The following is an 11004-nucleotide window of genomic DNA, read 5'->3' as shown; positions in this document are numbered from 1 at the left end:
CACGAGTTCGAGTCTCGTACGCACCGCTGAAACCTTCGGGAAGTGATTCTCGAAGGTTTTTGTTTTTATACCCCCTGTCCTCTCCATTCTCTACTCTTCGTTTTTCACTCTCCACTCTCCATTCTTTGTTTTTCACCCTTCGTTTTTCACCCTTCAGTTTCTTTCTGTATGTTATTTCTTTGTTAAGTTATGAAAATAATTTTGTTATTTCCTTAAATTACTGTACCTTTGCAACGTAAATAAAGATATAAGAGAAAAAATGATTATCATCATCACAATTTTAGCATACTTCTGCGTACTGTTGCTCTTCAGCCACATCACTGCACGACGTACCAGCAGCAATGAAACTTTCTATAGGGCGAACAGACGTTCGCCATGGTATATGGTGGCTTTCGGAATGGTGGGTGCCTCTATTTCGGGCATCACCTTCGTGAGTGTGCCGGGTATGGTGATGAAGACTGATATGACCTATCTGCAGATGTGCATCGGCTTTATCCTGGGCTACTTTCTGGTAGGTTTTCTCCTGCTGCCTATCTACTACCGGTATAATCTCACCACCATCTACAGTTATCTGCAGCAGCGATTGGGCGAACGTTCCTACAAGACGGGTGCTTCGTTCTTTCTGTTGTCGAAGATGACGGGAGCGGCAGTCCGCTTTTTCGTGGTCTGCATTCTGTTGCAGCGGTTCGTGCTCGATGGAGTGGGAGTTCCGTTCTGGGTGACGGTACCTATGATGGTGATGCTCATCTGGCTCTATACCCGCAAGGGTGGCATCAAGACGCTGGTGTGGACGGATTCTTTCCAGACTACCTGCATGTTTGCTGCGCTCATCCTGATTATCTATCATGTGGTGGCAGCTTTGGGAATGACGCCATCTGAGGCTATCACGGCAATCGCCCACGACAGTCATTCGCGCATCTTCGTCTTTGACGACTGGATGTCGAAGCAGAATTTCTGGAAACAGTTCCTGAGCGGCGTGTTCGTGGTAATCGTGATGACGGGATTAGATCAGGATATGATGCAGAAGAATCTTACCTGCAAGTCGCTTCGTGAGGCTCAGAAGGATGTCTGTACCTATGGTTTCGCCTTTGTGCCTGCCAATCTGCTTTTCCTGAGTCTGGGTGTGTTGCTGATGATGCTGGCTCAGAAGCAGGGTGTCGCGCTGCCGCAGGCTCCGGATGATCTGTTGCCGATGTTCGCAGCTTCGGGAGTGATGGGAACCCTGGTAGTGGTACTGTTTACCATCGGCATCGTGGCGGCGAGCTTTTCGAGTGCCGATTCGGCATTGACCGCGATTACGACGAGTCTGTGCGTGGATATTCTGGGCAAGAAGGATGATGTGAAGCTTCGCAAGCGTATGCATCTGCTGGTGGCTTTCGTCTTCATGCTCTTCATCATCGCTTTCAAGGCGATTAATTCTACGAGCGTGATAGATGCCATCTATATCCTCTGCTCTTATACTTACGGTCCGCTGTTGGGTTTGTTTGCCTTCAGTCTGCTCACCAAGCGGCAGGTAAACGACCGCTGGTCGCCATGGGTCTGCATCGCCAGTCCGCTCATCTGCTTCGCCATCGATACCCTTACCTCGCAGTATGTGGGCTATAAGTTCGGCTATGAGCTTCTGATGCTGAATGGCGCCCTGACATTTGCAGGTCTCGCCTTGTCCACCGCCAGGCGTTCCGAACAGTAAGTCCACCGCCAGGCGTTCCGAACAGTAAGTCCACCGTCAGGCGTTCCGAACAGTAAGTCCACCGTTAGGCGTTCCGACGGATTTGCAATCCGTCGTTAAAAAATGTTCGACCTATTAAACCGGGGGATTTGAAATCCCCCATACAAAAAAGATTTATTTAATAAAACAATAATGAGAACAAAAGTATTATTCGCAGCATTGTTGCTCAGTGCAACAACAGCTTTTGCCCAGCAGGAGAAGTTGGGCTCCGGTATTGACAAGACCAACATGGACTTGACCATCAAGCCGGGAAATGATTTCTATCGCTATGCCGCAGGCAACTGGATGAAGAATCATCCACTCGATGCCGAGCATACCGATAATGGTGCTTTCACCGACCTCTTTGAGCAGAACCAGAAGCGCATCCAGGACATCATCCTCGAGTATGCTTCCAAGCCACAGCAGAAGGGTTCACTCGGACAGAAGATCGGTTCGCTCTACAACCTCCGTATGGACAGCGTTCGCCTGAACAAGGAGGGATGGGCACCTATCAAGCCAACTCTCGATCGCATTGCAGCCATCAAGGATCGCAGAGAGTATCAGCTCGTAACCGCTCAGCTCGATTTCCGTGGCGAGGGTACCATGATGTATGGCATCGGTGTGGGCGCCGACCTTCGTGATGCCGCCAACAACCTCGTTGAGGTAGGACAGAGTGGTCTTGGTCTTGGTGTACGCGATTACTATGTAAACGATGACGAGCAGACCAAGAAGATTCGTGATGCATACAAGGCTTATATGAAGAAGCTCTTCCAGATGGTTGGTAACGACGAGGCTACAGCCCAGAAGAAGATGGAGGCAGTGATGGCTATCGAGACCCGCATCGCTAAGGCAAGCTATAGCCAGGTACAGCTCCGCGACATCGACAAGAACTATCACAAGATGACCTACAACCAGCTCGTGCTCGATTATCCTGGCATCGACTGGGGCAACGTGTTCCTGGCATCTGGTTTCCCAGCTTTCAAGGAAATTTGCGTGGGTCAGCCTGAACCAATCCACGAGGTAGAGAAGATTCTCGCTGAGACCTCTCTGGATGATTTGAAGACATACGCAGAGATCAAGGTGATTTCTGGTGCAACCAGCGTATTGAGCGATGATTTCCGTGCCGTATCCTTTGAGTTGAGTAAGGTTATGAGTGGTGTTCAGCAGGACCGTCCTCGCTGGAAGCGTGCCGTAAGTACCGTGAGCGGTGTTTTGGGCGAGGCTATCGGAAAGATCTACGTAGAGAAGTACTTCCCAGAGAGCAGCAAGAAGCGTATGCTCGACTTGGTTCACAATCTCCAGACTGCGCTTTCACAGCGCATCGACGAGGCTACCTGGATGAGTGCTGCTACCAAGGCACAGGCTAAGGACAAGCTGGAGAACTTCATCATCAAGATCGGCTATCCTGACAAGTGGAAGGACTATAGTGGATTGCAGGTAGATGACAGCCTCTCTCTCTACGAGAATATGGCAAATATCTCTGAGTTCTTTACCAAGGATGCCATCGCCCGTAAGGTGAACAAGCCTGTAGATAAGACTGAGTGGGGAATGACTCCTCAGACTATCAATGCTTATTATAACCCAACTACCAACGAGATCTGCTTCCCTGCAGCTATTCTCCAGCCTCCATTCTTCGACCCAACAGCCGATGATGCGATGAACTATGGTGGTATCGGTGGTGTAATCGGTCATGAGATGAGCCACGGCTTTGACGATCAGGGTAGCCAGTTTGACAAGACCGGTAACCAGAACAACTGGTGGACTGCTGCTGACAAGAAGAACTTCGAGTCTCGCACCAAGATTCTGGTTGACCATTTCAACAAGATTGAGTTGGCTGGCAAGAAGGTAAACGGCCAGATGACCCTGGGTGAGAACATCGGTGACAATGGCGGTTTGAACATCGCTTTCCGTGCACTTCAGAATGTGATGAAGACAGAGAAGTTGGGTGTGAAGGATGGATTTACTCCAGAGCAGCGCTTCTTCCTGGCATGGGCACGTGTATGGGCAGGCAATGCCCGTCCTGAGTACCTGCAGTATCTGATGACCGTGGATGTTCACTCTCCAAACGAGGCTCGTGTGAACGGTGCCCTCCCAATGGTGGATTCATGGTATAAGGCATTCAACATCAAGAAGGGCGACAAGCTCTTTGTTCCTAAGAACAAGCGTGCACATATCTGGTAAAAACATGTGGGGTAAGGCATCCCCACACGCCCTGAAAGGGCAGAAGCTCCTAGCCCAGGGCAACGCCCTGGGTATAAGGTATATATAGAAAGTCGCCCTGAAAGGGCAAAAGGTTTCTATTTCAAAGATTTTGCCCTTTCAGGGCGACTTTGTTGTTGCTGGATCTAACCCAGGGCGATGCCCTGGGCTAGGAGCTTCTGCCCTTTCAGGGCGTGCTGGCATAGAACTTTTACTTGGTTCCGAAGTAGAGGAAGAGCATACCGAGCAAGACGAGGAGGAGATCCACGAACTTCGCCTTGAGATTCTTCTCGTGGAAGATGGCTGCACCGAAGAGGAAGCTGACAATGACCGAACCACGACGGATCATGCTTACGATACTGATCATAGCACCCGGCAGGCTGAGCGCATAGAAATATACGAAGTCGGCAGCCGAAAGGAAGATGCTGATGAAGATGATGCTCCAGTGCCAATGGAATGGAGTGGAATTCTTCTTTGTTGGCCACCAGATCATCAGGAGCATGGCTCCCATGAGGAAGCACTGGTAGATATTGTACCAGCTCTGTACGATCATTCTATCCAATCCCACGCCGCCATTCTCAGGTGGAGCCATCAGATACTTATCGTAGAGACCACTCACGGCACCGAGCACTGCAGCCAGTACGATGAAGTAGATCCACTTGTTGTGCTTGAAGTCGATGCCCTCCTTCTTTCCGCTGCGTGAAAGCATGGCAAAGGAGATGATGGCAAGGATGACACCAATCCACTGATAGAGGTTGAGTACCTCACCGTAAACCAGCAGGGCACCCACGAGTGTCATCACCGGACGGGTGGCATTGATAGGACCCACAATGGTGAGCGGCAGATGCTTCATGCCGAAATAACCGAAGATCCAACTGCTCAAAACAATGAAACTCTTGAGCACGATGTACTTGTGAACTTCCCATCCGCCTTCAGCAACATGGAACATCGTTCCATCCAGCGAATTTCCTGTATAGCTCAAGATGATGAACGGCAGGAAGATGAGCGATGAGAAAAGCGTGTTCAGAAAGAGCACGGGAATCACTGCGTTACCTGAAAGTGCCTTCTTCTTGAAGGCATCATAGAATCCCAGCAGCGCTGCTGAGAGAAATGCTAATACTAACCACATATTACTTTTACTTTGACCATTGAACTTTATGATTACTTTTACTTTGAACTTTGAGATTACTTTGAACTTTATGATATGGCTTGTCTTGCAACTTATAGGATTATTGCCAATCATAAAGTTCAAAGTTCAAATCTCAAAGTTCAAAGTTCGTTGTACCCCACGTCTTCCAGGAACAATGCGTTGCCTGGCATGCTTTCGCCCGCATCACTGCGGCTTCCGTTGTGCAGGATGTCGAGAAACTGATCCATCGTAATCTTTCCTCTGCCCACATCGATGAGCGTTCCCACTACGGCACGTACCATGTTTCGGAGGAAACGGTTGGCGGTAATCTCGAAATACCAGGTGGTAGGGGAGGTCTGGACCCATCTGGCAGCCGACACATGGCAGATGGTGGTCTTGTTGTCACCGCCTGCCTTGCAGAAAGCCGCATAGTCTTCGTGATGCAGGAAATGCTGCGCCGCCTGGTTCATCTTTTCGAAATCCAGCGGGTAGTTCATCTGCAGCGAATAGTGGCGCTCGAAGGGATCCTTGCGTGTATGGATATAATAATGATAGGTACGCGAGGTGGCAGAGAAGCGGGCATGCATCTCGGTATCTACCTCCCGAACTTCATAGACGGCAATGTCGCGTGGCAGGATTCTGTTCAGACGATACACCAGCTGGTCAAGGGCCATCGGGATTCTTTCTTCCGAAACTTTCTCTTCCGAAACTTTCTCTTCCGAAACTTTCTCTTCCGAAGCTTTCTCTTCCGAAGCTTTCCCTTCCGGATTCCAGTCAAAATGCGCCGCCATGTTCCGGGCGTGCACCCCGGTATCTGTTCTTCCGGCTCCCACCACCTCTATCTCCTTTCTGAGAAGGATGGAAAGGGCACGCTGCAACTCCTGCTGCACCGAATTGGCATTGGGCTGAATCTGCCAGCCGTGATAGTTGGTTCCGTCGTAACCAAAGAATATAAAATATCTCATTGCTTTTCACTTAAAACGACTGCAAAGTTACTAAAAAAACGTGAAATATGGTATAATAATACAGAATATTTTCAAAAATGGTACAATCTTGAAAGAAAATTGCGATTTTATTTTGCAATATGCTAATAATTGTGTACTTTTGCCAACGATTTTGTTTATTTAGATTATGGCACAGAATATATTTAGGGGCCTTGGTGTTGCCCTCATTACTCCTTTTAAGGCCGATGGTTCGGTAGATTATCAGTCGCTCAAGCGATTGGTAGAGTTCCAAATTGACAATGGTGCAGACTTCCTTTGCATCCTTGCAACAACTGGTGAGGCTCCTTGCCTGACCCAGGAAGAGAAAGACAAGATTACAGAATTGGTGAAAGACGTGAACAAGGGTCGCGTCAAGATATTGAAATATTGTGGCGGCAACAATACTGCTGCTGTCGTAGAGGAAATCAAGAATAGCGACTGGAGTGGCATCGATGGCATCCTCAGCATCTGTCCTTATTATAATAAGCCATCCCAGGAAGGTTTGTATCAGCATTTCAAGGCCATCGCACAGGTTAGTCCGCTGCCTATCGTACTTTATAATGTACCTGGCAGAACCGGTATCAATATGAAGCCGGAAACCACCTGCCGCATAGCCCGCGACTTCCCTAATGTGGTAGCCGTGAAGGAGGCGAGTGGTAGTCTGGAGCAGGTAGATGAGATCATCAAGAACAAGCCGGATAATTTCGAAGTAATCAGCGGTGATGATGCCCTTACTTTCTCTATGATTGCGAGTGGCGCTGCCGGTGTGATTTCTGTCATCGGTAATGCTCTGCCAAAGGCATTCAGTAGAATGATCCGTCTGGAGTTCCGTGGTGAGTACGAGCCAGCCCGCAAGATTCATCATTCCTTCACTGAGCTTTACAGCCTTCTCTTCGTAGATGGTAATCCTGCCGGTGTGAAGGCTTTGCTCAATGATATGGGCTTTATCGAGAACGAGCTGCGCCTGCCGCTGGTTCCTACCCGTATCGCTACCAAGCAGAAGATGAGTGAAATCCTCAGAACTTTGAATATTTAATATATTGATTAGTTATTATTGATTATTACACGCATAGAATAATCATTGATAACTAATCACTGATCATTAATCACTATACATTATGGCTGAAGACAGAAGAATCATACATGAGATTACCCCGCTGATGGGTAAGGATGTGCTTTACATTGCCGACAGGCACAAGAAGGAGTTTACCTATCCGATACACAATCATTCGGTGTTCGAACTCAATTTTGTAGAGAATGCGGCGGGAGTAAAGCGTATTGTGGGTGATTCTCAGGAGGTAATTGGCGACTTCGACCTTTGTCTCATCACATCACCTGATCTGGAACACGTATGGGAACAGAACGTCTGTCGCAGTGAAGATATCCGTGAGATTACCATCCAGTTTGATTTCAGTATGGGTGAGGAGACTCTCTTCGGAAGAAATCCGTATGCCAGCATTACCCGCATGATGCAGGAGGCAAAGAAGGGACTTTGCTTTCCTCTGAAGGCGATTATGAAGGTTTATCGATTGCTGGATACCCTGAGTACAGTGAAAGATGGCTTTTATGCCGTGCAGCAGTTTCTCACCATTCTTTATGAACTGTCGAAGTGTGAGGATGCGCGAACTCTGGCATCGAGCAGCTATGCCAAGGTGGCGGTGGAGGATGACAGCCGCCGTATTCTGAAGGTGAAGAACTATATCTCGAAGAACTATATGGATGAACTCCGTTTGCCGGATCTCGCCTCGCTGGCGGGTATGAGCTCGAGTGCCTTCAGCCGATTCTTCAAGCTCCATACGGGCAGAAACATCTCGGAGTATATTATCGACCTCCGTCTGGGCTATGCCGCCAGAATGCTGGTGGATACAGCCAAAAGCATCAGTGAGATTGGGTTCGACTGCGGTTTCAATAACCTCAGTAACTTCAATCGCATCTTCAAGAAGAAGAAGGGGTGCTCGCCAAGTGAGTTCAGAGAGAACTATCATAAGACTAGAATTATCGTATAAAATACGCACAACGTAATCGTTTAAGTGAAATAATCAAAAATATTTCCCTTAAACGATTTCTTTTTGGGATATTTGTTGTATCTTTGCGTCATCATTAGTATTATTAAATAAACATTTAAAAACTACTATACAGTTATGAAGCAATTTATGGATGAAAACTTCCTGCTTGACACCAAGACAGCGCAGGACCTTTTCCACAATCATGCGGCTAAGATGCCAATCATAGATTATCACTGCCACCTCATCCCTGAGATGGTTGCGAATGATCACAAGTTCAAGAGCATTACAGAACTCTGGCTCGGTGGTGACCACTACAAGTGGCGTGCTATGCGTACCAATGGTGTAGATGAGCGTTTCTGCACAGGTACTGACACCAGCGACTGGGAGAAGTTCGAGAAATGGGCAGAGACTGTACCATATACTTTCCGTAACCCTCTTTATCACTGGACACACCTGGAGCTCAAGACAGCTTTTGGTATCAACAAGCAGTTGAGCCCTAAGACAGCACGTGAAATCTACGATGAGTGTAATGAGAAGTTGCAGCAGCCTGAGTTCAGCGCTCGCGGCTTGATGCGTCACTATAATGTAGAGTGCGTCTGTACAACAGATGATCCTATCGATGATCTCCGTTACCACAAGCAGACCCGTGAGAGCGGTTTCGAGATTAAGATGATCCCAGCTTGGCGTCCTGACAAGGCTATGAACATCGAGAAGCCTGATTTCGCAGAGTATATGAACAAGTTGGGCGAGGTAGCTGGTGTTACCCTCACTACTTTCCAGGATATGGTAGATGCTTTGCAGAAGCGTCACGACTTCTTTACCGAGAACGGCTGCAAGTTGAGCGACCACGGTATCGAGGAGTTCTATGATGAGCCATACACAGATTCTCAGATTGAGACTATCTTTGCAAAGGCAATGCGCGGTCAGCAGCTCTCTGCACTCGAGATCCGCCAGTATAAGCATGCCTTCCTGAAGGTCTGCGCTGAGATGGATCACGCTGCCGACTGGACACAGCAGTTCCACTATGGAGCTATCCGTGACAACAATACATTGATGTACAACAAGCTCGGTGCTGATACCGGTTTCGACTCTATCGGTGAGTTTACTACCGCTAAGGCTATGAGCAGCTTCCTCAATGAATTGAACATGGAAGGCAAGTTGACACGTACTATCCTTTATACTTTGAACCCATGCGCCAACGAGGTAATCGCTACCATGCTTGGTAACTTCCAGGACGGTTCTTGCCCAGGTAAGATCCAGTTCGGTTCTGGCTGGTGGTTCAACGATCAGCTCGATGGTATGACCCGTCAGATGAACGCACTTTCTGTATTGGGTCTTCTGAGCCGTTTCGTAGGTATGTTGACCGACTCACGTTCATTCCTCAGCTACCCACGTCACGAGTACTTCCGTCGTTTGCTCTGCAACCTCCTCGGCAATGATGTAGAGAAGGGCTTGCTTCCTAACGACATGGAGAGCCTCTCTCGCATGGTAGAGGACATCTCTTACAACAACGCTCGCAACTACTTCAAGTTCTACTAAAGAGTAGTAGAATCTGATCAGCAAAATACTAAGACAAATCCCTTCACGGCATCTTCTGGGTGTTGTGAGGGGATTTGTTGCTTGATAACAAAAAACCGGAGTTTATGGGATTAATAGATAAAATAGTAGGTTTCTACGAGGATATCAGGGAGTTGAATTCTTCGAATATCCAGGATTTTCGAGGCAAGATGAAATCTTGGCTCAAGATGGGTATGCTCGCCGGTCGTATCTTCTATATCAAGGATATGTGGGCCAGGGATGTGGCGGCATTGACCTTTGCCTCGTTTATGGCATTGATTCCATTCATGGCGATGATGTTTGTCATTGCCCGCGGTTTCGGTTATACGGCTATGCTGGAGTCGTGGCTATCTACCACTTTCGAGGCGCAACCCGTTGTGGCTCAGACTATCGTGAATTTCGTTCACAATTATATCGAGAACACGCAGAGTAATTATATCATCGGTACGGGTATTGTGATGTTTCTCTATACCATCATCTCACTGATGCAGAAGATAGAGCTCACCTTTGATGACATCTGGCATACGGGTGAGCGTTCGTGGAAGCAGATCGTGACAGAATATCCTACCATTCTTTTCGGACTGGGTATGATGATTCTCTTCGCCTCTTTCTTTAATGTATGGACAGTGAATGTGATAGATGATGTGGATCGGATTGCTGATATGGGAGAGACTATCCCGGCTTTCATCCTGCATGTAGCTGCATTTGTGCCGATGTTCCTATTCTTCGTATTCTGCTATTGCGTGATTCCTAATACCTATATCCGGTTTCGCAGTACTTTGGTGCCTTCGCTTCTGGCGGGCATCAGCATGACGGCATTGCAGTATGGATATATTTATCTGCAGGTATTCCTTTCGAGCTATAACGTAATCTATGGTTCGCTTGCCGCCATTCCGCTGTTCCTTCTGTGGCTCCAGATTTCGTGGGCAATCGTGGTATTCGGTGCCTTGCTCTGCTATACCAACCAGAACCTTCATCATTATGACCTGGACTTGAAGTACGACCATGTGAAGTTGGAACAGCGTATCAAGGTCTGTGCCGTGGTGATGCATCAGGTGTGCCATCGCTTCAATGATGGTGAGCAGGCTTATACGCCGAAAGATATCCATGATGTGACGAAGATTCCGCAGCAGATTATCAATCACGCCGTGAAGGAACTGCTGCAGGCAAAGCTGCTGGTGGAAATCCGAAGCGAGAAAAAGGGTAGTTTCGAGGAATCGATCATCCTGCATCCGATAGAGAAGATCGATCATCTTACCTATGGAGCGATGATAGAGCGACTCTTTACCTATGGGGCTGATGTTGTGGGACTTGCTGAGCAGAACCCTGACTGGGAAAAGTGGAAAGACATAGATGTCCTGAATGCAGAGTTCGTAGAAAGTGGCAAGAGTATAAATTTCGTTTAATATTAATTAGAATAAT

The 11004-nt window shown here is 47.9% G+C and carries 8 protein-coding genes; 6 read left to right on the top strand and 2 right to left on the bottom strand.

Features of this window, described 5'->3' with window-relative positions; all coding sequences use genetic code 11:
- Positions 1–259 precede the first annotated feature (259 nt).
- Positions 260–1690: a sodium:solute symporter gene (locus DW657_RS07110; RefSeq protein ID WP_118311956.1), complete on the top strand. Its 1431-nt coding sequence runs from the start codon at positions 260–262 to the stop codon at positions 1688–1690.
- A 171-nt stretch (positions 1691–1861) separates the two neighbouring features.
- Positions 1862–3889, top strand: coding sequence for a M13 family metallopeptidase (locus tag DW657_RS07105; protein WP_118311955.1), 2028 nt, complete (start codon positions 1862–1864; stop codon positions 3887–3889).
- A 229-nt stretch (positions 3890–4118) separates the two neighbouring features.
- Here DW657_RS07105 and DW657_RS07100 read toward each other — a convergent pair whose 3' ends face one another.
- Both DW657_RS07100 and truA read right to left on the bottom strand, forming a co-directional pair.
- The gene (locus tag DW657_RS07100) at positions 4119–5036 is read right to left on the bottom strand and encodes a DMT family transporter (RefSeq protein WP_089542731.1); all 918 of its coding nucleotides are present in this window, start codon (positions 5034–5036) and stop codon (positions 4119–4121) included.
- Between the two features lie 140 nt (positions 5037–5176).
- Complete coding sequence (gene truA, locus DW657_RS07095) at positions 5177–6001, bottom strand: tRNA pseudouridine(38-40) synthase TruA (RefSeq protein WP_118311954.1); 825 nt, start codon at positions 5999–6001, stop codon at positions 5177–5179.
- Between the two features lie 166 nt (positions 6002–6167).
- On the opposite strand from truA, the gene dapA reads away from it, so the two are divergent.
- From dapA to DW657_RS07075, 4 genes are all read left to right on the top strand, one after another.
- Entirely contained in the window at positions 6168–7055 is an 888-nt protein-coding gene (gene dapA / locus DW657_RS07090; RefSeq protein ID WP_118311953.1) for a 4-hydroxy-tetrahydrodipicolinate synthase, read from the top strand.
- Positions 7056–7137: 82 nt separating this feature from the next.
- Positions 7138–8025, top strand: coding sequence for an AraC family transcriptional regulator (locus tag DW657_RS07085; protein ID WP_118311952.1), 888 nt, complete (start codon positions 7138–7140; stop codon positions 8023–8025).
- A 135-nt stretch (positions 8026–8160) separates the two neighbouring features.
- The gene (gene uxaC, locus DW657_RS07080) at positions 8161–9564 is read left to right on the top strand and encodes a glucuronate isomerase (RefSeq protein WP_118311951.1); all 1404 of its coding nucleotides are present in this window, start codon (positions 8161–8163) and stop codon (positions 9562–9564) included.
- A gap of 104 nt (positions 9565–9668) precedes the next feature.
- Positions 9669–10988 (top strand): YihY/virulence factor BrkB family protein, encoded by a 1320-nt coding sequence (locus tag DW657_RS07075; RefSeq protein ID WP_118311950.1) that lies wholly within the window; start codon positions 9669–9671, stop codon positions 10986–10988.
- Positions 10989–11004 lie beyond the last annotated feature (16 nt).

Origin of the sequence: Prevotella sp. AM23-5 (genome assembly GCF_003473645.1) — a bacterium.
In the GTDB taxonomy this organism is placed as follows: domain Bacteria; phylum Bacteroidota; class Bacteroidia; order Bacteroidales; family Bacteroidaceae; genus Prevotella; species Prevotella copri_A.
Note: the sequence above shows the minus strand (reverse complement) of the source record. Positions and strands in the feature narration are given on the sequence as shown.

What these genes read in the sequence shown, in the direction of transcription:
- DW657_RS07110 (WP_118311956.1), top strand. Translation starts at nt 260, where the DNA reads ATGATTATCATCATCACAATTTTAGCATACTTCTGCGTACTGTTGCTC.
- DW657_RS07105 (WP_118311955.1), top strand. Translation starts at nt 1,862, where the DNA reads ATGAGAACAAAAGTATTATTCGCAGCATTGTTGCTCAGTGCAACAACA.
- DW657_RS07100 (WP_089542731.1), bottom strand. Translation starts at nt 5,036, where the DNA reads ATGTGGTTAGTATTAGCATTTCTCTCAGCAGCGCTGCTGGGATTCTAT.
- truA (WP_118311954.1), bottom strand. Translation starts at nt 6,001, where the DNA reads ATGAGATATTTTATATTCTTTGGTTACGACGGAACCAACTATCACGGC.
- dapA (WP_118311953.1), top strand. Translation starts at nt 6,168, where the DNA reads ATGGCACAGAATATATTTAGGGGCCTTGGTGTTGCCCTCATTACTCCT.
- DW657_RS07085 (WP_118311952.1), top strand. Translation starts at nt 7,138, where the DNA reads ATGGCTGAAGACAGAAGAATCATACATGAGATTACCCCGCTGATGGGT.
- uxaC (WP_118311951.1), top strand. Translation starts at nt 8,161, where the DNA reads ATGAAGCAATTTATGGATGAAAACTTCCTGCTTGACACCAAGACAGCG.
- DW657_RS07075 (WP_118311950.1), top strand. Translation starts at nt 9,669, where the DNA reads ATGGGATTAATAGATAAAATAGTAGGTTTCTACGAGGATATCAGGGAG.